The sequence below is a fragment of the Mesorhizobium japonicum MAFF 303099 genome, assembly GCF_000009625.1.
GTDB lineage: Bacteria > Pseudomonadota > Alphaproteobacteria > Rhizobiales > Rhizobiaceae > Mesorhizobium > Mesorhizobium japonicum.
Map to the genome: position 1 here is coordinate 5,656,341 of NC_002678.2, position 21,783 is coordinate 5,678,123.

At 64.3% G+C, this 21,783-nt stretch carries 21 protein-coding genes; 5 read left to right on the forward strand and 16 right to left on the reverse strand.

Annotated elements, in window-relative coordinates:
- Positions 1-56 precede the first annotated feature (56 nt).
- Positions 57-536 (reverse strand): carboxymuconolactone decarboxylase family protein, encoded by a 480-nt coding sequence (locus tag MAFF_RS28075; protein WP_010914390.1) that lies wholly within the window; start codon positions 534-536, stop codon positions 57-59.
- 274 nt (positions 537-810) lie between these two features.
- On the opposite strand from MAFF_RS28075, the gene MAFF_RS28080 reads away from it, so the two are divergent.
- Complete coding sequence (locus MAFF_RS28080) at positions 811-2,250, forward strand: FAD-binding oxidoreductase (protein WP_010914391.1); 1,440 nt, start codon at positions 811-813, stop codon at positions 2,248-2,250.
- 271 nt (positions 2,251-2,521) lie between these two features.
- Here the strand turns inward: MAFF_RS28080 and MAFF_RS28085 are convergent, their stop codons facing one another.
- The 11 genes from MAFF_RS28085 to MAFF_RS28135 form a co-directional block, all read right to left on the reverse strand.
- Positions 2,522-3,010: a response regulator transcription factor gene (locus MAFF_RS28085; RefSeq protein ID WP_010914393.1), complete on the reverse strand. Its 489-nt coding sequence runs from the start codon at positions 3,008-3,010 to the stop codon at positions 2,522-2,524.
- A 184-nt stretch (positions 3,011-3,194) separates the two neighbouring features.
- A complete protein-coding gene (locus MAFF_RS28090; protein WP_010914394.1) occupies positions 3,195-4,010 on the reverse strand; it encodes a trypsin-like serine peptidase in 816 nt (271 codons plus the stop codon).
- Positions 4,007-4,363 (reverse strand): hypothetical protein, encoded by a 357-nt coding sequence (locus tag MAFF_RS28095; RefSeq protein ID WP_010914395.1) that lies wholly within the window; start codon positions 4,361-4,363, stop codon positions 4,007-4,009. Before MAFF_RS28095 ends, MAFF_RS28090 begins: the two co-directional genes overlap by 4 nt.
- 16 nt (positions 4,364-4,379) lie before the next feature.
- On the reverse strand, positions 4,380-5,081 hold the full coding sequence (locus MAFF_RS28100) for a hypothetical protein (protein ID WP_010914396.1): 702 nt from the start codon (positions 5,079-5,081) through the stop codon (positions 4,380-4,382).
- Between the two features lie 44 nt (positions 5,082-5,125).
- Positions 5,126-6,160 carry a DUF4438 domain-containing protein gene (locus MAFF_RS28105; RefSeq protein WP_010914397.1) on the reverse strand — a complete coding sequence of 345 codons (1,035 nt, stop codon included), beginning with the start codon at positions 6,158-6,160 and terminating at the stop codon, positions 5,126-5,128.
- Entirely contained in the window at positions 6,157-6,993 is an 837-nt protein-coding gene (locus tag MAFF_RS28110; protein WP_044549446.1) for a hypothetical protein, read from the reverse strand. Before MAFF_RS28110 ends, MAFF_RS28105 begins: the two co-directional genes overlap by 4 nt.
- A gap of 30 nt (positions 6,994-7,023) precedes the next feature.
- Positions 7,024-8,127: a hypothetical protein gene (locus MAFF_RS28115; protein ID WP_010914399.1), complete on the reverse strand. Its 1,104-nt coding sequence runs from the start codon at positions 8,125-8,127 to the stop codon at positions 7,024-7,026.
- An 88-nt stretch (positions 8,128-8,215) separates the two neighbouring features.
- Positions 8,216-8,890: a hypothetical protein gene (locus tag MAFF_RS28120; RefSeq protein WP_010914400.1), complete on the reverse strand. Its 675-nt coding sequence runs from the start codon at positions 8,888-8,890 to the stop codon at positions 8,216-8,218.
- A 23-nt stretch (positions 8,891-8,913) separates the two neighbouring features.
- Entirely contained in the window at positions 8,914-10,674 is a 1,761-nt protein-coding gene (locus MAFF_RS28125) for a hypothetical protein (RefSeq protein ID WP_244420639.1), read from the reverse strand.
- 11 nt (positions 10,675-10,685) lie between these two features.
- On the reverse strand, positions 10,686-11,978 hold the full coding sequence (locus tag MAFF_RS28130; protein ID WP_044549448.1) for a hypothetical protein: 1,293 nt from the start codon (positions 11,976-11,978) through the stop codon (positions 10,686-10,688).
- 32 nt (positions 11,979-12,010) lie between these two features.
- Positions 12,011-13,060 carry a hypothetical protein gene (locus tag MAFF_RS28135; protein WP_010914403.1) on the reverse strand — a complete coding sequence of 350 codons (1,050 nt, stop codon included), beginning with the start codon at positions 13,058-13,060 and terminating at the stop codon, positions 12,011-12,013.
- 591 nt (positions 13,061-13,651) lie between these two features.
- Here MAFF_RS28135 and MAFF_RS28140 point away from each other — a divergent pair.
- The 3 genes from MAFF_RS28140 to MAFF_RS28150 all read left to right on the forward strand — a co-directional run bounded on the left by MAFF_RS28140 (position 13,652) and on the right by MAFF_RS28150 (position 16,302).
- On the forward strand, positions 13,652-14,671 hold the full coding sequence (locus MAFF_RS28140; RefSeq protein ID WP_032929016.1) for an isopenicillin N synthase family dioxygenase: 1,020 nt from the start codon (positions 13,652-13,654) through the stop codon (positions 14,669-14,671).
- Positions 14,672-14,970: 299 nt separating this feature from the next.
- The gene (locus tag MAFF_RS28145; RefSeq protein WP_010914405.1) at positions 14,971-15,660 is read left to right on the forward strand and encodes an SDR family NAD(P)-dependent oxidoreductase; all 690 of its coding nucleotides are present in this window, start codon (positions 14,971-14,973) and stop codon (positions 15,658-15,660) included.
- Positions 15,661-16,050: 390 nt separating this feature from the next.
- A complete protein-coding gene (locus MAFF_RS28150; RefSeq protein ID WP_044549455.1) occupies positions 16,051-16,302 on the forward strand; it encodes a DUF768 domain-containing protein in 252 nt (83 codons plus the stop codon).
- A gap of 60 nt (positions 16,303-16,362) precedes the next feature.
- On the opposite strand, the gene MAFF_RS28155 is transcribed toward MAFF_RS28150, so the two are convergent.
- The 3 genes from MAFF_RS28155 to MAFF_RS28165 are packed head-to-tail and all read right to left on the reverse strand — an operon-like array spanning position 16,363 to position 20,075.
- Positions 16,363-17,499 carry a P1 family peptidase gene (locus MAFF_RS28155; RefSeq protein ID WP_010914406.1) on the reverse strand — a complete coding sequence of 379 codons (1,137 nt, stop codon included), beginning with the start codon at positions 17,497-17,499 and terminating at the stop codon, positions 16,363-16,365.
- Between the two features lie 2 nt (positions 17,500-17,501).
- Positions 17,502-19,067, reverse strand: a complete 1,566-nt coding sequence (xseA, locus tag MAFF_RS28160) for an exodeoxyribonuclease VII large subunit (protein ID WP_010914407.1) — start codon at positions 19,065-19,067, stop codon at positions 17,502-17,504.
- A 51-nt stretch (positions 19,068-19,118) separates the two neighbouring features.
- Complete coding sequence (locus tag MAFF_RS28165; RefSeq protein WP_032933113.1) at positions 19,119-20,075, reverse strand: LysR substrate-binding domain-containing protein; 957 nt, start codon at positions 20,073-20,075, stop codon at positions 19,119-19,121.
- 177 nt (positions 20,076-20,252) lie between these two features.
- Between MAFF_RS28165 and MAFF_RS28170 the strand changes: the two genes are divergently transcribed.
- Entirely contained in the window at positions 20,253-20,543 is a 291-nt protein-coding gene (locus tag MAFF_RS28170; RefSeq protein WP_019860034.1) for a DUF1127 domain-containing protein, read from the forward strand.
- Positions 20,544-20,714: 171 nt separating this feature from the next.
- On the opposite strand, the gene MAFF_RS28175 is transcribed toward MAFF_RS28170, so the two are convergent.
- Positions 20,715-21,728, reverse strand: coding sequence for a DUF937 domain-containing protein (locus tag MAFF_RS28175; RefSeq protein ID WP_010914410.1), 1,014 nt, complete (start codon positions 21,726-21,728; stop codon positions 20,715-20,717).
- Between the last annotated feature and the right edge of the window lie 55 nt (positions 21,729-21,783).

A 21,783-nucleotide genomic window follows, 5' to 3' on the forward strand; every position in this document is an offset into this window, starting at 1 on the left:
GCCTTACCGTACGCTTCGATAGGCGATCATGGCGCGCCGTTTAATTAGCCACACCATCAGCACGTTGTGGCCACCCGGGCGGCCTTCACGGCAGCCGGATCGGCATAGAGGCCAAAACCGACGGCGATACGGTTCCAGGCGTTGATGATGTTGATCGTCAAGGTGAGCTTGATCTGCTCCTCCTCGGTGAAATGCGCCTTCAACTCTTCATAGGCGCCTGCGCGGCCGGTGTCTTCCGAAAGTCGGGTCAGCGCCTCGGTCCAGCCGAGTGCGGCGCGTTCGCGGTCGCTGTAGCAGGGCGCCTCGCGCCAGGCCGGCAAAAGGTAGATGCGCTGCTCGGTTTCCCCGTTCTCGCGCGCCTCGCTGGCGTGAAGATTGATGCAGTTGGCGCAGCCATTGATCTGCGAGCCACGCAGCTTCACCAGTTCGGTGAGGCTGTGCTCGAGGCTGGCGGCGGCGGAGAGCTCGATCGAGGAACGCTGCCATTTCTTCATCAGCGAAGGGGCGGCGGCGAAGAGGTCGATTTTTGCAGTCATGGTGGGCTTGCTTCTGTTGGTGCCGACCACATGACGAGGCAGCATCTGCCAGTGTGACATGCCCGCCAGGACTTTTTTGTCCGCCATGCATCGTTCCCGTCAGTTGCTCCGGAATGCTTCGTGGCGTCGGCCAAGCCAGCTTCGACTGGTCACCGCCGTTGATGCGCACCAAGCGGCGGCCCACCGTCAGGCGTAACTTGCGCGGTGTCTAATATAAGAGCAGAATTGAAGGCGTTTGAAGGAGATCGGCTCATAAGCAAATCGGGAGGAAACCATGAAAAGCATGAGCCTCACCACGCTTGATCGCGGCAAGACGACGGTCGACGCCGCAACCATCGAAACGCTTTCGGCACAATTGCGCGGCACACTGCTTCAGCAGGGAGATGCTGCCTACAACGAAGCCCGCACCGTGTGGAATGCCACGGTCGACCGGCGGCCCGGGCTGATCGTGTGTTGCGTCGGCGCCTCCGACGTCATTCGTGCCGTGAATTTCGCCAGGGAAAACAGGCTTCTCGTCTCCGTGCGCGGCGGCGGCCATAACATTGCCGGCAGCGCCGTCTGCGATGGCGGTCTGATGATCGATCTGTCGCCGATGAAGTCGGTGCGGGTCGATCCCGTCGCACGGCGGGCATGGGTTGGACCCGGCGCAACGCTCGCCGATGTCGACCGCGAAACGCAGGCCTTCGGGCTGGCGGTGCCGACCGGCATCAATTCGACCACCGGCATATCAGGGCTGACCCTGGGCGGTGGCTTTGGCTGGATCACCCGCAAATTCGGCCTGACCATCGACAATCTTGTCTCCGCCGATGTGGTCACCGCCGACGGCAAGTTGCTGCGCGCCAGCCAGACGGAAAATCCGGACCTGTTCTGGGCACTGCGTGGCGGCGGCGGCAATTTCGGCATTGTCACGGCATTCGAGTTTCAGCTCCACCAGATGGGTCCGCAGGTTCTGTCGGGGCTTGTCGTCCATCCCTTCGCCGATGCCGAGAAGGTGCTGGAGGAGTATCGCAACGCGCTCGAAACAGCGCCCGACGAGCTGACCTGCTGGGTGGTCATGCGGCAAGCGCCGCCACTGCCCTTCCTGCCGGCCGAGTGGCATGGCAAGGATGTTCTGGTGCTGGCCATGTGCTATTGCGGCGATCTCCAGGCAGGTGAAAAGGCGACGAAGAAGCTTCGCGCCATCGGCTCGCCAATTGCCGATGTCGTCGGCCCCAACCCGTTCACCGGCTGGCAGCAGGCATTCGACCCATTGCTCGCACCCGGCGCCCGCAACTACTGGAAGAGCCATGACTTCACCGAGCTTTCCGACAGGGCAGCCGAGATCGTCACCGAAGCGATACGTGAGCTTCCTGGCCCGGAATGCGAGATATTCATCGGCCATGTTGGCGGTGCGGCGGGCCGTGTGGCACAGAACGCGACGGCGTTTCCGCAACGCAGCTCGCACTTCGTCATGAATGTCCATGCCCGCTGGCGCGATCCGGCAATGGACAGGGCCTGCATCGGTTGGGCGCGCGGCCTCTATGAGGCGGCCAAGCCCTATGCCGCCGGCACAGCCTATGTGAACTTCATGCCTGAGGACGAGGTCGACCGGGTGGAAGCGGCCTATGGCGGCAATTACCAGAGGCTTCTGGAAATCAAGCAGCGCTATGACCCGCTGAACCTGTTCCGCATGAACCAGAATTTGCGGCCGAAACAAAGCCAGCGGGCCGCCTGAGCCGCCCGCGTGACAGTAACGAAAGCCCGCGCCTCCCACCACAGGCGCGGGCTTTCGCTTGGCCATGGGGCATGGCTGTTCCGTGGCTCAGTTCACATGGGCCGCCAGCGCGTCAGGCGCTGGTCCTCACGAAACCGTCTCCGTCTCATGCGCGGGCAGCGCCGCCGCCAGCCGGTTCGCCCACTCCTCGGTGCCGGACCGGTTCGCCAGCAAATCCTGCCGGATCTCGACGAGAACGGCGGGGATCCCTCGAAAAAGTCTCTCGACCGACCTATCGCGCCTCTTGGCGAAAGTCCGCCCGCCCCGCGAGCACACAGGATGCAATCGCCGAGCGGCGACCGATATTCAGCTTCGCGAAAATCCGCCTGATATGCTCGCGTACGGTGTAGCCGCTGATGCCGAGCTGCCTTGCGATCTCCTTGTCGACTTTTCCGTCACTGATCAACAGGGCTATCTGCAGCTCACGCCGGGTCAATATCTCGGCGACCGAGAGTGGAAGATCGGCGGTGGTGCCCGGCATGTAGACGGCATCATAGATCAGGTATTGCGTGCCGGCGCAGACGATGCGTCCTACTGGCCGGCGCTGATCTGCATGACTATTTGGATCACCGTGATCGTCCGCGTAACGGATGGCGACCAGCGAATGGCCATTCACGACAAAGCTCGAAGTATCCGTTTCCGGGTCGCACTTCTTTCGTGACGCAGAAATCTCATCAGCGAAGTCGGAAAGTCTCTGCAAGTTCTCGGCACGTGCAACCATGGCCGAACGCCCCAGTTGGCAGGAAACTCAGTACAATCACAAGCCCCTGGCGTCCCAACAAAACTGCCACGCCGCCGAACCCCGGGGTGGCCAGTATGAATGCTGCATAGATAGCTTCGACTATAGCACTTTTCGAAATATTAGCATTGCAAAAATCATCGTTGGGTCGTCAATTTTTCACCGTTCAGCGCCTGAATCCGGCGCGAATCGAACGCAAGAGATCGGGGGTCAGCCTGACGCCTCGGTTGAACAGGCCCGCTGGGGCCAGCGGCACGCCGGGCCGGCATCCCCAGGCCCCACCCGAATGTGGACGTGGACCGGCGGTGTGAACCGCGATCACCACGGGTGGGCCAGCCTGTTGGCGATGGATCCAGACTGGAGCGCCGCTGTGTCCCGGACAGGTATCGACGCTATAGAAAAGCTGCCGTTCGGTGATCCGGTCCAGGCGCTCGGAATGCTCCCATTGCGTCCCGTCCGGCTTGTCGGCCGGATAACCCGAAATGTGCAGCAGACGCGTGTTGCGAAGCCGCTCGAGGTCCTGACGGTTCGGCGACCAGAGCTGGAAGTGCCCGGGCGATGGCGAAAACGGCCGCTCGAGCTCGATCAACCCGACATCGTGCAGGCCTGACGGACGGCGGCGGTAAGGCGGGTTGACGTGCCATTGCTTGGCCCACTGCCAGCCAAAGGGCCGCGCGTCACGCGAGGCCCGACCCGGCGTGACACGAATGCGCACGGCGAGATTGGGCAGGCCAAGCCGCTGCCGGATCGGGCTGGTGATGCAGTGCGCCGCGGTCAACAGTCGCGTCGGCGAAATCAGGAAGGCGGTACAGCCGGTCATCCTGCCGTCGCCGAAATCGCGCTCGATGTGGCAGACCGCACTGTGCGGAAAGCGGTTGGTGTGGGTGACCCTGGCGCGCCCGTCCGTCGGCCCAACCACCGCATAGTCGGCTTCGTCCGCCAGCCGGTCGAGTTCGAAGGGCGCGGGCGAGAACAGCATCATGTCTCTTGCTCGTGTTCGGCCCCCGGTGAGGCGGCATCCGCGGGCATGACACCCTGTTGCGGTACATCATCGATCCCACCTTCATGCGCGGGCTCTTGCAACGCCTCGGCCTGATCCGTGGCAGCACTTGCAGTGAGGCCAAGCAGGCTTCGCAGGCGCTCCATCAGAATATGAGCCTCGTCGCCGCGGCCTTCGAGATAGGCCGCCGCGCGATCCATGAATTCCTCGTCGGAGCCGAAGGGTATTTCAGCTGGGCGCGGCGATGCGGCGCGCAGCGCTTTGACCTCCTGAAGAACGATGGCGTCGAGGTCGGCCCATACCGACCTTGCATGAGTTGCGGCTTGCCCGTGCATGGGAATCTCCCTTGGTTCAATTGTTGCGCATCAGCGGCATTTCATCGAATGTGGTGCTGTTGGGGTCGTACAGCAGCGGGCGCTCCCGGTCCTGCAGCCAGCCTTCGTAGTTCCTGGCCCGCCTTGGATGCATCGCCTGGCGGGTGAGCCGGGCTGCCTGGACCAGGATCTGGCCCGGCTGCAGATTGCGGATTGCGGTGTTTACCCTGGGGTCGGCCCGGCTCGGTTGCCGGTAGTGTTCGATAATTCTCTGGGCGATCGAATTGTTGCCTTTGGTCATGCCGATGCTGAGCGGCCGGTCGCGGTCGATGCCGGCGCGGGTGATGCGATAGACCTGCGGTCCCGGCGCCAGGAACGGCCGCAGCAAAGCGTCGACGTGTCCGCCGCGGCTCGCGGCAGTGCGTGCCGCGTCGATTGCCGCCAGCGAGACCGGCGGCGTCCAGCCGCGCCAGCCCGGCAGTTGTGACCCGCGCGCCCGCACCGAGGTCTGGCCACGCGCCGGCCTTGGGGTACGCCCGCGCCGTATGGCCGTCTCATCGAAGGAAGCGAGGTCTCCGCAACTGCCGCAGCCGCAACTCGGAAAATGCCGGCGCCTGACCTCGACGGCGCGAAAGCCTTGCTGCCGGCGACAGCGCGCGCAGCCGCATGGCGGACGGTGAGCGACTGTTTGCGCGGCCGCGTTGACCAGCGCGTCGAGTTGTTCGTCGAGATATGACATGCCGATCCCTTTCTCGTAACTCGTTTCTCCGCTCGGGCTCGGATCTAGCCGGGTCCGGCCACCATGCTTGCGTCCGATGCCGTCGCCCGCCGGCGCAGCCTTGCCACGGTTCGTTCCCTTTGCTCGACGGTCGGCAAGGGAAAGGACGGCCGTGCCGGTCGGGGTGGGCGAATGTCCAGGTAGCGCGCGATGTTGGCGTCCGGGCTGAGCTCCAGCTGGAGAATGGAGGCCGGCGCTGAAAGCAGCGAGACAACGCCCGGGCCGTGACCCGCGACAGTGGAGTCGCTGTGCACGATGACGCCAACCGACACATGTCCTCCCAACCGCGACCGGCCATAACGGTTGTCGGCATCCATGATGCCGACAATGTCGCCGAAGCGCAGCGATCCAAGCTTGTAGCGCCGCACCATGCCAGGATCGGACATCTGGATGTCGTAGTCGCCGCGCAGCACATTATTGCGGCCGAGACCCGAGCCCATGACGCGGGCAGGGATGCGGTGCGTCACCTTGACGTGGATCCTGCCGTTGCGCTCGACCGGGCGCCAGCGCGCCAGCAGCCTTGGCGAACAGTTCCAGATCGCGACGTCAGGATAGTCGGTCAGGCGCAGGCCAAGCCCGTAGGCCCAGACCTGGATGCGGTCGCCGATCGCCATCTGCCGCATCGCCGGCAGCGGAAAGTCGATCAGCACGGTGTCGACGCCGCCATGCTTGCCGGTCACCACGCCGCGTGCGCCGGCCGCGCGTCCTGACGTGACGATGGCGTGGTTGCCGACGCAGGAATAGCTCTGCAGCGCCTGGTTGGCGGCGTCGGGGTTGCCGCCGGCGGCGCGCGCTTCATTGCGGATCGACACCGCCGGTTCGACATGGTCCCCGGCCAGCCCGACACAGGGGTCGCCGACGCGGTGGTTGAGCACGATGCCGCCGGTGCCTGGCAGAGAGCGCGGCCTGCCATCGTAACCGATGCGCCATGGAGTGCCCCTCTCCGTCGGCGATGCCACTTGTCCTGCGACGCTGATCATCACCAGGTCGCGCGCATTCGTCCGCAGCCCGTGCACCGGGTGAATGCGGGGCGGTTTCATGCCGCGGCCTCCGCCGGGACCACATCGTACCAGAGCGCGCAGGCATTGCGCCAGGGATCGTCCGGCGTCCCGTCATCGTGGTCGGCCGGATCTTCCAGCGCCCAGTCGGTCTCGCTCCATCCGTCGGGCAGCGCCAGGATGACCGGGGCGACAACCTGGACGATCGCGGCATTTCGGCCGCTCGCGGCGATTGGAGCCGCAGCGGGCCACAGCGCCGGGCCGGACCATCCGGGGATTGCTCCAGGATGGCGTTTGGTGGGAAATGCCAGCCGCTCGAGATAGTCGCACAATGGCGGCCTGGCGCCGTCATTGCCGGCGATGGTGAGAATATAGGTGCTGTCGGGCTGAAGCGCGGCGGAAAGCGCGATCACGTCGCGCGCGCATTCGTCGAGTGGAGCGGCGGTGCCTGCCACATCGCCAAGACGTGTTTCAAGCGCGGCGCAGCAGCCTTCGAAGCGCGGCAACAGGGCTGTTTCCTCACGCTCGGGCAGCGCGCTTTCATACTGGGCGTCGCCGATCCAGTGCACCCGGGATGACAGGCGGCCATTCTGCCACGCCCGGCGCCATGGTTCGAGCTCCAGAGTCAGTTCCTTGAGGATGGCATCGCGCGTGCCGGGGGCGAGCCAACCGCCTCCCATCTGATCGGGCCGGCGCCGATAGTATTCGTCATTGTCGAGCAAGGTGTAGAAGCCGCGCGGCAGCCACACCCGCGCTGATAGCGAAAGCGTTACCGTCACCAGCAGCCCCATCGGCGACAGTGCCAGCGGGGCGTCGATGACGATGTTCGGCGGCTTGGCCGCGAAACGCCCCGCAAGAGCAAGTTGGTGGTCCATCGCAGACACCCTTCAGTCCCGGCGAACGGTTCAGGCGGCTATTCGCGACGCGGTGTTGCGGTTCAGCCCATATGACCAGTGCACACGATCGCCATCGAGGCCGGGGAAGCGCCGCCCTTCGCGTGTCAGCCGGTAGGCCGCCAGCCATGCGTCGGCCTGCGCGCCCATCTTCTTGGCGTCCGCGTCGAACTCCGCCGGCGTGATCGTCGTGCGGAAATCGTTTTCGGCGATGTATTGCAGGATTCTGCGCCCCGCATCGGCCATCTTGGCCCGTTCCGACATCTCGGTAGCGCCGCCCAGATGACGGTTGGCGACGGCTTCGATAACGTCCCATTTGGTGTTGGCGTCGAAGGATTTCTTGATGTCCGGCGCGTCGAACAGCTCGAAGATCTGCTGTACGTACTGTCCGGTTTCACGGGTCAGGGCCAGGATGTTGCCATAGCTCGAACGGTCGAGGTGATAGCGCAGGTCGGTGCCGACGCGCTGCACCGTGGCCAGCGCCGCGAAAGGCCGGTCGTTGATGGTGGAGCTGCCGCGAATAACCTGACCGATGGTCAGATCCTGGAAATATTGCGACATCGCATTCATGAAGGCGACCAGCTGGAAGTGGAAGCTGCGGTTGACGATGGCTCCGGCGGGCACCGGAGCGCGACCGTAGTTGAAGACGCGTCGATAGGCGATCAGCCGGTCACGGCGCTTGTAGCGGATTGGGCGCCATTTCTCGAGTATGTAGAGCCCGCGCGCGCCGGGGCCGCGCTGGATGCGGATCTGGCCGTTCTGGAACAGCCGGCGCAGCACATCGACCACCTGGAACAGCTTCATGCGGTCCATTTGGTAGATGTAGTAAAGCTCGGCCGACGCCTGCAGCTGCGGTGGTATGATCGATTCGTCGAAATCGTTGCGCAGCAGCGGCATCTGCAGCGAATCGAACGGCTTGATCGGTCCGTCGCCAAAGCCGACCAGATCGGCGAAACTGGTGGTCGTGGCACTGGACGAGCGATCAAGCAATTCCCCGTAACGACCCTCGAATTCGCTCTCGAAAGCGGCGCGGTCGGCCGGCGACAAACCCGCCAGCTCGTCCCTGAAGAAGCGCTGGAACAGCCGTTGGATGACCTGGTTGGATTCACTAGCCATAATCAGACCTCATCTTGCTCGAATTGGCTGCTCGTAGTTCTCAGGCACTTGGTTTCTCAAGCACTTGGGATCTCAGGCACTTGGGATCTCAGGCACTTGGCGGCTGTTGGCCGCCGGACACTGCGTCCTGGCTGGCGGCAATCGCGTTCATCACGGCTGGCGCGAGGTCGAAGAAGCGCACCAGTTCGCTATCGGTGACGACCGACGGCAGGCCGCCGCTGAACGTGTTGGCATCGCGCAGGCGCTTCACGAACTCGTTGCGGCGATTTTCCTGCGGCTTGCCCTTCTGGAACGCCACGATGTCCTGCAACGACGCGAATTTCGCCTGGTTGAACCAGCGCCCGGCGATTGTCCGGCCGACAATGTCGCCCGACGTGTCGACAGCGGCGGCATAGAGCGCCGTGACATTGTCCTTGTCGCGCAGACCAAGCGACTGCACCGTTTCATCCAGCCTGTTGATCGCCGTGGTGATCTCGCCGAGCTTCTTGTCGATGGCGTCGCCATCGGGCAGTCCAGTCGCGATGGTTTCGATCGCGGCTATCAGCCGGTCGAAAATCTGCTTCGACCGTTTTCCATCGGGGAACTCCCTGATTGCGCTGGCAACGTCGCCGATGGCGGTCTTGGTCCTGTCGCCGCTGGTGACGACCTTGTCGGTCAGACGATCGATCGATTGCGGTGTCTCGGCCTCGACCTCGAAGCGGGCCTTGACCCCGGCGTGGAACTTGTTGGCCGGGTGGTAGGGAAACGGAATCTTCGCAGCCATTGTCGTGCTCCTCTCCTGCCAGCTCAGGCTGACCAGTAGTCGGGACGGTTCTGACCCATGCTCGCCATGGAACTGGCGATCGGCGACGGCATCTGGACCGGGCTCGGCAGATTGGTGCCAAGGCCGAACATATCCTGGAGGATCGCACTTATCATCCAGCGGATCAGCGACTGATTGTTGGGGAAATTGAAGACGTTGAAGTCGCATTGCGGCGTCAGCGAACGCACCAGGCGTTCCGTCTGGTCCTCAGCCTGGTAGGCGATACGCAGCTCACGCACCATCAGCGACTTCAGGCCCGGGTCCCAGGCCGCAGGAGCGCCGAATGGGTCGAGCAACTCATCACGGATGACACTGAGCTTGTTTTTCAGCTTGTCGCTGAATTCACACAGAAGCACGCCCGGATTCTTCAACTGGTCGGTCAGGTCCAGCGCCGCGCCGATGGCGAGGCCAACGGCGGTAGCCCGCCTTTCCTGTTCGCCGAGGCCGTCCGGATCCGTGCCGACCGCATAGAGGTCGATCGCCCTGTCGAGCAGGAACAGCAGGTAATCGAGCAGCACCTGGCAGGAGATATCGTCGTCATCGCAGCCGCAGCCGGCGAAGCAGTCGACCTGCTCGAGCAGGAAACCGCGCGCGATGGTCAGGTTCATCAGCCGGATGGCGCCCTGGTCCGGTCCGCCGGCGCCGTAAAGGCCATAGACGATGATCGGCGGGCGCGCGACGTAGAGCAGCCGCGAGCTGCCTTTCGAGACGAAGGCGTCGACGAACAGCTGCAGGCTGGAGACGAATGCCACCAGCGGCGGCGATTCCGGCGGGCCCGAAGTGATCGGCACATCGATCGGAACCGGGATGCTCTGGCCGAACTGGATCAGGCGCTGGAAGCGGTGAACCAGCATTGCCGACGCGGTCGACAGCTCGCGCAAGCCTTCGACGCTTGCCCCGGTCGAGAGGTCGACAAGGTCGTCCATCGCTTGCGACAGTGCGTTCTCTTCCAGCAGCGCGCGCAGATCCGCCTGGCCGCCGGCCTCCAGCTGCTGCACCAGATTTCGGTAGGCCTCGATGCCGCGCGGCCAGTCCTCCTGGCCAAGCGTGCTTTCAACCGAACCGGTCAGGCTGCGCAGCGCCATGATGACGGCGTTGCGGCGTGCCTGCAGTTCTCCGGCCGCCGAACGCACGATCGAGGTGCTGCGGGTGATGCCGTTGGACGCCAGCCCCTCGCCGATGGCGACAAGAATGAGCCCGGCCAGCACATCGCAGCTCTGGGCAAACCGCCTGAACAGGATGGCGCTGCCGTCGGTGAGCGTGCCGACATAGCGCGCCAGGCGCGAATACTCGCCGAGCTGGCGGCGCGCCGACATCGCACGGTCGTGATTGACCGAATCGAGAGCGAGCCTGGCGGCAGCCAGTCCATCATTGGCGAGCTGCCGGATCGAGCGGCCCCAGCCGATCATCTCGATGCGGATGTCCTTCAGCGGCGAGGAGGTCGAAAGCGTCTGCAGGTCGCGCTCGAGATCGTCCTGCGCCTGTGCCATCTCGACGGAGGAGGGGCCCGTGTTGCGGGCTTGCGGCACATAGTCGGGCACGCTCGAATAAGGCAGGCCGGCTTGTTCGCGTCGATCCCTGTCTGCCTCCTCCGGATAGAAGTTCAAGAGAGCGTTGGCGATCTGGTCGGGATCGCGCGGGTCACTCACGCGCAGCGTCTTGCGCAGCAGATTGTCCACGGCAACCGTGGCAGGAGACCGAAATTTCGAGACCGGGCTGGCGGCGGCTGTAAATACGTCGACCATGACATCTCACCTCATGCAACGAGTGCGGCTGGGGACGGTTGCGCAGTAGGCCGTCGGTTTGCCTGACGCTGGGCCAGGTTTCTGATGACAAGCTTTGCAATGGCGTCCGGTTCGGCGCCGGCTTCCAGCGCGAACCGGCTGGCCGACACAAGAAAACGTGGCGGCAGGTCGGGTACTTGCCCCGCCGCGATCTGGATTCCGCCACGACGGATGCGGGCTTCGTCGGCGCGCGTGAAAGGGATGGCGTCGGCCAGCGCGTGCTGCCCAAGACCCCGGCGCGGCTGATAGGCGATCTCATCGACCACCGCCGGAATGACGCGAGGAGCCGAAGCAAGCAGGACCGGCGGCAGCCTGTGGCCGCGCGCCGGATTGTAAAGGCCACGCCAGACGCGTTCGGCGCGCGCCGCCTCGGCGGCAAAGCCCATGCGACGCAGCATTTCGGTCAAGATCAGAACCCGGATCCAGCCGGTTGGATGCGCCCCCCCGGGGCGATAGGTGAGGGCACGCGCGCCTGGATGGGCGAGGAATTCCATCATGCCCCAGACCGACGCGGTGCCGCCGAGCAGCAGTGCGGCGAGGTCGGCGAAGATTTCCTTGTGCCAGCGGCGCAGGATCGTCACCACCAACGGGTCGAAACGCATCGAGGCCAGGCGGTTGGCGACCGCTTGCGCGTTCTCCTGCCACAGGCCCATGTCGGCCTGCAAATTGTGGGCGACTTCGTGCAGGAACACGGACTGCCAGGGATTGTCGCGATCCCAGGGAATGCGGATCACCGGGAACGGATTGCTGTCGCCGAGCAAGCGGGCGAGGGCTACGCCTCGGCGCTGCGTGGCCGGCGAATAGCCGTGTTCCATGTAGGTCAGCGGCTTGAGCAGCGGGCCACCAAAGACGCCCGGCAAGGCCGCGCGGACGACCGTGTAGCAGTCGAGCGCGATCGCGTCATGGGCGGCGAGCGCCGGCGCGAAGCCTGAGCCGCGCTGCGACATCACCTCGAAGAACATGCCGAAGGTCCGGCGCAGCCGATCGATCCTGCGGTCGAGCATCGCCATCTGGGTGAGCGCGGCCTGGGCCGTCGCGGGCGGCCAGGCGCGTTCGATCTCGGCGATATGCCGGTTGATGGCATTGCCGATGGTCGCCAGCCGCTTGTTGGCGGCATGGAAGTGAGCCCGCGACGGCGCATAGGGCAGGTCTTCGGGACGAAGTCCGATGCGCCTCGGTGTCAGGCGGTTGAGGCGTTGTGCGCGAGCTTTCAAAGCCCGCAGCTTGGTGTCCAGGAACCGCCTGGTCGAAGAACCCGTGCGCATCGCCACGATCCTTCTTGTTGCACCGACTGGGTTTAATTGGGCCGGATGGTGATGCTGACCGGACCGCGGATCACGATACGCCGCCGGCGCCCTTGATTTGGGCCATATCCGCCAGTCCAACCGCCTGGCCAACCGCCGGCAGCCCGCCCCAAGGCCCGTCCGGCGATACGCGCCAGGTTGCGTCCTGGGGCCATGCCGGCGCGAACCGCCGCCGCGGTGCGGCGCACGATCTGGCGCCCTCTCTGCAGGGGTCGCGTCAACTGCCGGCGCAGACCCTGCCCGCGTGCCGCGACGCGACGCGCGGTTCGTGCCAGAACCAGTGGCCGGACCGATGCCGGGGTGCGGCGCGTGACGGCGGTGCGGCGGACGCTGTTGGCGATGCGCGGCAGAGCGCGGATCGCGGTCGGACCGCCACGGTTGACGAGCTGGGTGGCGGCACGGCGCACGGTGCGAACCGCCTGGGTGCGTGCGGCCGCGGGCATGCGCACCGCCACCGGGCCAAGCACTCGCCTCGTCGCAAGCGCGGCCACAACGGGAATGGCGGCACGATTGCGCACCGCGAGCTCGGCGAAGGCGTCAAGCGCCTCGTCCTCGGAGGCTTCGTCCGCCATCAACTGGCCGACGACATTGGCGATGCCACCAATCGCGGTGCCGTAGCCGGGAATAAGGCTGGCGACCGGCGCAACGGCGCGAGCGATGCGGCCGATTGTGGGAGCGGCACGTCGGACCGTGCGCACGACGCCGCGCACGCCGCGGGCGATGCGGCGGAAGAACTCGTCGCTGTCTTCAGCCGCAAGCGCGTAGCTCATGGCCTGATCCCAGGCATCGTCGTCGGACTCATCGCCTTCATCGAAACCGTCGCCTTCGTCGAACTCGTCACCGGCATCGAATTCGTCGCCAGCGTCCATCTCGTCGAAGCCCGAGGCCTCGAATTCGTCGCCTTCGTCGAACTCGTCGCCTTCGTCGGCCTCATCGAAGCCGTCGCCCTCGTCCATTTCGTCGAATTCGTCGTAGCTGTCGGCGGGGCCTTCCGCTTCATCAAAGGCAAGGTCGTCGAACATCGATTCGTCATACCCGTCCATCTCGAGATCTCCTCTTGAGCGATCGGCCCCTCAGGGGAGCGGGACCAAAGCGATTAACGCCGGTCTGGATAGTCGCGCTCGAGACAATAGCTCTCAAGTCGACAGGAACGGGTAGTTGAAAGGTGGTCGCCAATATCAGCGACTGTTCAGTCGAGTGGTTTTGTGCGTAATCATAATTACAATGTAGATATTATTTTATCTTTATTTTCATAGAGGTTGATGAGAGGACGGATTGACGTGACTCAATCAAATCGCGGGCGACCAGCAAGATTTCGCCCTTCGGCCTTGTACTTGCGGGCTGAACGGACGGTGCTATCGAAGCGGCCGCTGGCGAGGCAGAGCGGCCTTCGCTCCGCCTGAATTCCCTTGGATCGTGATCATCATCCACTTGCCCCCTGTGAATGGAAAAATTGTTCGTCAAGGCCACCCCGAAGGGCCGATCGTTCCTTTCCCGGCCATCCGAAGTCGATAAGACTAGCGCGCATTGATCGCGGCTATGGTCGCTCAAAAGTGCCTGCATGTTCAATCGGCTGGGTTTTTCGGACGGAAATTTCAAGCAACATCCGGAAAGCACTGGGAAAGGAGCTTGATATGCCCAGAATAGTGCCTGTGCTCGATCTGAGCCGTCTTGAACAGGGCGCGTCGGAACGCCGGACATTTCTAGCGGATCTTCGTTCCGCCTCGCGCGACATCGGCTTTTTCTATCTTGCCGGACATGGCATCTCCTGGGCGGAGATCAGCGAGGTGCTCACCGCATCGCGCCAGTTCTTTGCCTTGCCGGAGGCCGACAAGCTGGCGATCGAGATGGTCAAGTCCTCGCAGTTTCGCGGCTATACGCGCGCCGGCGGCGAACTGACTAAGGGCAGAGAGGACTGGCGCGAACAGCTTGACATCGGCGTCGAGCGCCAGGCAATCGCGCAAGGGCCGGGAACTCCCGCCTGGACCCGGCTGCAAGGACCGAACCAGTGGCCCGCGGCGCTGCCGGATCTCAAACCCGCGCTGCTTGCCTGGCAGAGCAAGGTGACAGCCGTGGCGATCCGGCTGCTGAAGGCCTTCGCGCAATCGCTCGATCAGCCCGAGGATGCGTTCGATCCGATCTACAGCAGCGAGCCCAACCATCGCATGAAGATCGTGCGCTACCCCGGCCGTGACACAACCGGCGGCGACCAGGGTGTCGGCGCGCACAAGGATGGTGGTTTCCTCACCCTGCTGCTTCAGGATGACAATAAGGGGCTGCAGGTCGACTATGACGGCAGCTGGGTGGATGTGGACCCCATTCCCGGCACGCTCGTCGTCAACATCGGCGAATTGCTCGAACTGGCCTCCAACGGCTACTTGCGCGCGACCGTGCATCGTGTCGTGACGCCGCCCGCCGGCGTCGAGCGCATTTCGGTGCCGTTCTTCTTCAGCGCCAGGCTCGATGCGACGATACCGCTGCTTGGGCTTTCCGAGGAACTGGCGGCGCAGGCGCGCGGGCCGGCAAGCGATCCGGACAATCCGCTGTTTCGCGATGTCGGAACCAATGTGCTCAAAAGCCGCCTGCGCTCGCATCCCGACGTCGCGCGGCGCCATTACGCGGATCTGCTCAAAGGGGAAAGCCGGGTCGGTTGAGCTTTCCTGGCGAACAAAGGACAGGATTTTCGCCAGTCTGGCCGATTTTTAGAAAACAGTTCGTCGTATCCGGTCGCGAATCGGTTCAAAAGAGAAAAATCCGTTTGGTGTTTTCCTCCCATTTCGCCGAGCGGTGTTCCCCTCTGAAGGTTATGACCTTCTTTTTGGCCGGGCCGGTTTCGCGCCCGGCCTTTTTCTAGCCGCCGTGCGCATTGCCGTCGCCGCGCTGATCCGGCAAGTTTCAACACAGCTCATTCGCCAGCCATCGACCGCAGTCCCCTGGAAAGAAGGAGAGGTTCATGACATCCAATGTCGCAATTATCGCCGGTGCGGGTTCCGGCTTGAGCGCCTCGCTGGCGCGCCTGCTCGCGAAGGAAGGGTTCAGCGTCGTTCTGGCCGCCCGCAACATTGAGAAGCTCGGTGCCTTGCAGGCTGAGACCGGCGCGCAGGCCGTGGCAACGGATGTTTCCGATGCCGCGTCTGTGGAGCATCTGTTCGATATCGCCGACAAGGCCGGTCCGCTCTCGCTGGTGATTTTCAACGCCAGCGGACGCGCCCGCGGTCCGATAGCGGAGCTCGATCCCGAAGCGGTCCGGCAGGCTTTGCTGGTTGGCGCCTATGGCGGGTTCCTGGTCGGCCAGCAGGCCGCTCGCCGGCTGGTGGCTCTAGGTTCGGGTTCGATCCTCTTCACCGGCGCCACGGCCAGCGTGAAAGGGTTCGCCGGCTCCGCCGGCTTTGCGATGCCAAAATTCGGCTTGCGCGGCCTGGCGCAGTCCATGGCTCGTGAACTGGCGCCGAAGAACATCCACGTCGCGCATTTCATCATCGATGGCGCCATTGCCTCGGCCGCGTCCGGACAGGAGGCCGGGCAGCAGGATCGCCGGCTGTCCCCGGACGCCATCGCCGAGGCTTATCTCTCCATCCATCGCCAGCACCGCAGCGCCTGGACCTGGGAAATGGAACTCAGGCCCTGGGTTGAAACCTTCTGATGGAGCTGGCGAGGTGCGACGTTCCGGGAGTCGACATTGCATGGGGATATCACTATATAGCGGCGGCTTCGACCGGCGCGCCTAGCGCAGCCCTCCGGAGCGGCTGTAAAAATATGTTACGCATTGCGCCATCATTTGTGACGAAAAATCGGCTGGAAAACCGGAAAAGCAAATAGAAACAGTGGCGCGAAGCTGGATTGATCCAGCTCACGGAAGCAACCCTCCAGAATCAGAAATGTGCTTGAACCCTCGATTTCCTTCGGCTCTGTGGACCCAGGACGGCATTGACTTGCCGGCTGGCCGCGACTCGGCTGGAATGGGAGGATGCATCCTTAGCGGGATGCCGACGTTTATGATTACCAACCGGCTTTGCCGCCAGGGAACAGCAGTATGAGTGAACACGCGATCGAGTTCTTGCGGGGATGGATCGGCGAAAAGGTCCATTGCCAGTCCCAGGCCAGGATCGACAAGCAGGCCGAGACCTTGGCCAGGGAATGCGCCGCCAAGGCCGCCGAGGTCGGCATCCCGCTGGAGGATATCCAGGAAGAAGTCGGCGACATCCAAGAACTCATCGCGTCCCGGCTCGAGGAAGCGGCCGAGGCCGACGAGCACCAGCATGCGGCCAGCAAGGCCGCGGAATAGATCTTACCGGGAACTCTCTGTTTGTCTGAATGCGCGGGCCCTTTGGCCCGCGTTTTCGTCTCAGCCCAATTTCTCTTTCAGCCCAAACTTTTCTTTCAGCCAAGCCTTCGGCAGCGCCGGCACGAAATTGCCGTTGCGACCGGTCATGTCGTCATTGGCGGCCAGGGCGTTGAGGATCGATTCCTCCACCGTCTGGATCACGGCATCGAAAAACGGATCGATGTCTGTATCGGGAATAAAATCGGCCTTGGCGATACGGCCCGACGGCGCAAGTGCGGCGGCAGGATTGGCTGTCGAGAAGGCGAGAAAGATGTCACCTGAGCTGTGATAGCCGAAGCCGCCGGTCATCGCGACGCCCAGCGGCACCCGGCGTGCCAGCCGCTTCATCTGGTGCGGCAGGAACGGCGCATCGGTGGCGACAACGGCGATGATCGAACCCTTTTCGGCGCGTGGCGTGCCTTCGCGGATCGCGGGCTCCGTGAGTTCGGATCCGGCGCGCAGGCCACGAAGGGTAAAATTGCGCCGTTTGCCGAAATTCGACTGCACGAAGGCCCCGACCGTGTAGGAATTTCCCTGCCACCCAACGATGCGCGACGCCGTGCCCGAGCCGGCCTTGAAGCCGAAAGTGATCATGCCGGTGCCGCCGCCGACGCTGCCTTCCTCGATCGGGCCGCCGGTTGCGTCATCGAGTGCCTGGGCAACGTGATCGAAGGTTAAATGGTGGCCATTGATGTCGTTGAGAAACCCGTCATAGGTCTCCGCCGCCACCGGCAGGCCCCAGGCGCTGTCGACCGCGGTGGGCAGTACGCGTTGCATCCATCGCAGCGTGCCGTCACGCGAAACACCGCAGGAGTGCGTATTGGTGATGGTGATCGGGAAGTTGAAAGCGCCGGTTTCCTCGATGATGTGCGAGCCGGTCAGCTCGCCATTGCCGTTCTGGCTGAAAATACCGGCGAAGACCGGTATGGCCAAGTCGGCGAGCGGTCTTGGCAGGATCGCCGTGACGCCGGTGCGTACCGGCCCCTTGCCGACGATGAGCGGCCCGTCGCCTGAAATCAGCGTCGCATAGCCGACCGCGACGCCGGGTAGGTCGGTGATTGCGTTGAACGGCCCGGGCGTTCCGTCGAAGCCGATGCCGAAGCTTCGCGCGCGCGGTTTGCCGCTGGGCGTCGCCAGATGGTGCGGATTGTCGGTCATGGTCAGAACAGCGATCCCTGATTGCCGGGTTCTTTGGCCTTTGTTGATGGCTTGGCTGCCGGCTTTGGCCGCGCCGCACCGCTGGTCGCCACCGCATCCGCCGTGCCGTCGGCGAACTCCAGCGTAAGCGCCATCCCCGATACCACGTCGGCCGCCTGCTTGATGACGGCGCCGTCGGCATTCTTCACCAGCGCGAAGCCGCGCGCGAGCACGGCCTTGTGCGACAGCGTGGTCAGCAGGCGCTCGGCCTGGCTCAACTGGCCGCGCAGGCGTTCGAGCCGCAGCGAGATGACCCGATCTTGCCGCCTGGCGAGCGCCGCCAGCGTGTCGGCCTGCAGTTTCTGCCGGCGTGCGATCGGCGCCGGCGACAGCCGCGTCGCGGTACGCGCGAAGCGTGCGCGCCGTTCGCGCACAATGGCAAAGAACGCCGCCTGCGCGCGGGCGAGGTCACGCCCGGTCAGCGTGCGCGCCTCGTTGATGCGTCGCGACAGCGTAGCCGGCGTCAGCCTCTGGCCCTGGAGACGCGCCCGCTTGCGATCGACGCTGACGGACAGGCCACGACCGAGCCTGGATGTCGCCTCGTCGAGGCGTCGGCGCGGCAGCGCCAGCAATTGATCGGGTGAGGGCAGGGCGCGCGCCGCCGCGCGGGCGGCCTGCCGCTTGCGTTCGAAATTGCGCAACACCGCCGCCTTGAGCCGCGCGCCAAGGCTGGCCAGCGTCGCTTCGAGGTCAGCCTTCACCGGCACCGCGATTTCGGCGGCGCCCGTCGGGGTCGGCGCCCGCACATCCGCGACGAGGTCGATCAGCGTCCAGTCGGTCTCGTGGCCGACAGCGGAAATCACCGGAATGCCGGAGGCCGCAACGGCGCGGGCCAGCGCCTCGTCGTTGAAGCCCCACAGATCCTCCAGGCTGCCGCCGCCGCGCGCCACGATCAGGAGATCGGGGCGCTGGATGGAGCCATCCCAGGCCAGCGCGTTGAAGCCGGTGACGGCATTGGTCACTTCCGCACTCGCAGTATCGCCCTGCACGCGCACCGGCCAGACCAGCACATGCAGCGGAAAGCGGTCCTTGATGCGGTGGATGATGTCGCGGATGACCGACCCGGTCGGCGAGGTGACGACGCCGATTGTGCGCGGCATGAACGGCAACCGGCGTTTGCGGCCGGCATCGAAAAGCCCCTCCGCCTGCAGCCGGCGCTTGCGCTCTTCCAGCAGCGCCATCAGCGCGCCTGCGCCGGCAGGCTCCAGATTGTCGATGACGATCTGGTAGTTGGACTTGCCGGGGTAGGTGGTGAGCTTGCCGGTGGCGATCACCTCCATCCCTTCCTCGGGGCGGAATTTCAGCCGGCTCATCGTGCCCTTCCACACCACGGCATCGAGCCGTGCGCGGTCGTCCTTCAGTGCGAAATAGGCATGGCCGGAGGAATGCGGGCCGCGATAGCCCGAGATTTCGCCGCGCACCCGCACATTGCCGAAGACGTCCTCGACCGTGCGCTTCAGCGCGCCGGAAATCTCGCTCACCGTGTATTCGGTGGCGTTGGTGCGTGATTCGGATGCTGCTTCGCTCATCGGCCGATTGGGGGCTGGTTGGCGCCCCGCGTCAAGGCGCCACGATCCTTCCTACCAGCCCGGCAGGATCTGGTTCGCCTTGGTCCGCCTGATCTTGGCGTAGGCAAGTGCCGCGAAATCGAACGTCCCGGCCTCTTCGACGAGCGGCACCGAGATGTTGTCCAGGCTCTCCGAGATGTGGCGGGCGAGCGCATCGACGATCTCCGGCCGCGAGGTCTGGCCGCGCATGATGCCGATGCGGCAGTCGGGCAGGGCGCCGAAGCCGTCGGCTTCGCCCAGCACCCGCATGCCGGGCCTGAGCGCGCATTCCGGCAGCACCGAGATCGCCAGGCCTGACAGAACCGCGGCGGTGATGACGGTCGCCGAGAAGCTGGTGAACAGGATGCGATAGTCGCGGTTCTGCTGGTCCAGCACATCGACCGCGGCGCGCCGCCAGATGCAGTTCGGCCGGCCAAAGGCCATCGGCAGCGTCTCCTCTTCATGCGTCGCATGATTGGCCGAGGTGACCCACAGCAGCGGCTCGCGCCGCACCACTTCCGACTGGCCGCGCACATCATTGTGCGTCACCAGCGCCAGGTCGAGATTGCCGCGCTTGATGTGCTCGACCAGCCCCGGTGTCGGCTCGCAGATGACGGTCAGCTCGACGCGCGGATTGGAGCGGGTGAAGCGCGCCATGATCTCGGGCAGGAAGCGGTCGGCATAGTCGTCGGGTGTGCCGATGCGGATCGTGCCTTCAAGCCGCTGGTCGTCGAAGGCGGCGAGTGTTTCGCGGTTGAGGTAGAGCAGCCGTCTTGCGTAGGAGAGCAGCTTGTCGCCTTCCTCCGTCAGCCTGTTGCTGCGCCCCTCCTTCTCGAACAACGGCTTGCCTATCCGCTCCTCCAGCCGACGCATCTGCATCGACACCGCCGACTGGGTCCGGTGCACCTCTTCGGCTGCCCGCGTGAAGCTGCCGGTATCGGCAATCGAAATGAAGGTTTGCAACTGATCGAGATCGAGCGGCGCTTTCATCGGCATGATCCATCACTGGTGTTGATGGTAAAGATTAAAAACATTCGTTGGATTAATCAATCGTCCGATGGCAAATTGCTGACATCCACATGAAGGCATGTGAATCGAAGCCGAAACGGCCGCTGTCGCCAGCGCCTGTTGCTTGGTTTCGTCCGCTCGACTCCGAAGGAGACAGACATGACCACGATCGATTTCGCCACCGAGACCTCGCGCATCACCTCGCGTCCGGCCGTTGCGATGCGCGTGGCCAACACCGTCTTCAATTTCTACCGCGCCTGGAAAAACCGTCGCGCCTTCTACCGCCTTGGCGAGATGTCGGACGCCGAACTCGCCGATATAGGCCTGACGCGCGCCGACCTGCATGTCGCCATCGACGTGCCGTTCGGCCGCGACCCGACGGCGATCCTGCGCGAAATCGCCAGCGATCGCGTCGAAACGATCGAGGACATCGCCCGCAAGGTGGCCTGATCGGCTGATTTTCGGCCGCATTGAACCTTTTCAGATTCAGCGCGACCAAGGATTATGCAGGCTCACCACTCCCTGCCGGTTCCCCGCCGGCCTGCCTGCACGTTGCCCGGTCCTCCCAAGGACCGGGCTCTTCTTTTCTGGCCTGCTCAGAAAGGGCCGTAGGTTTGGCACCTACCGCCGGTCCATGTCCCGCTTGAACTGGTCGAAGATCGTTTCTACGCCCTTCTGGTAGTCGTCACGCTGCTGGGCGCCGGTCTCGAACATCTTGCCGAACAGATCGTCGAACGGGTTTCTTGGCCGGCCGCTCGGATTGGTCTGCGGCTGCGGCGCCTGGCGCTGCTGTGGAGCTTGCGGCTGCGGCACCGGCTGCCCCCCAGGCATGCCGAAGCCACCTCCACCACCTCCGCGCAGCATCTCTTCGAAGATTTTCCCGAGCGGGTTGTCGCCATAGGGGCTTTGCGTCTGCTGCGGCTGCGCCCGGCCTTGCGGCTGCGGGGTACCGCCACCGAACATGTCCTGCAGCACCTTCCCCAATGGATTGTCGCCATAGGGATTGGGTGCCGGCTGCGGCTGCGGTTGCGGTGCGCCGCCGCCGAACATGTCCTGCAAGACCTTGCCGAGCGGGTTGTCCATCGGGTTCTGGGGCTGAGGTGCCTGGCGCTGCTGTGGCGCCTGCGCCTGCATGCCGCCTTGGCGCATCATCTGCTCGATGATCTCGCCGAGCGGATTGTTGCCGCCGCCGAAACCGCCTGCGGCCTGCATCTGACTTGTCGTTTGCTTGAACAGTCCGCCCATCACCATCGAGGCGATCGCCGGCAGCATCTGCTGCAGGATCTGCTGGCTGACGCCGCTCGCCTGCGCCGCCTGGCTGGCGACGGCGCGCGACAGGTCCTTCGAGCCGAACAGATGCCCGAGAATGCCATTGCCTTCGTCGACGCCTTGCGGCGAGAAGGCGCGCGTCGCGTCCTCGAAATATTTGGCGTGCTGGCCGCTTGCCATCGCCGTCATGAAGGCGCCGAGCCCGTAAGGATCGGCGGTGTTGCGTTGCAACCCCTGCGAAAAGGCCGGCAGCAGGGCGGCGACCGCGGCCTGTGTCTGCTGCATCGAAAGCCCATATTGCTGGGCAAGCGCCTGCATGCCATTGCCGTTTTGGGCCTGCGCCAGCATGTCGAACAAGGTAGGCATCGGCTTCTCCTCCTGAATTCCTCGGAAGGGAGCCTAATTCGTTTCAACGGTCGAT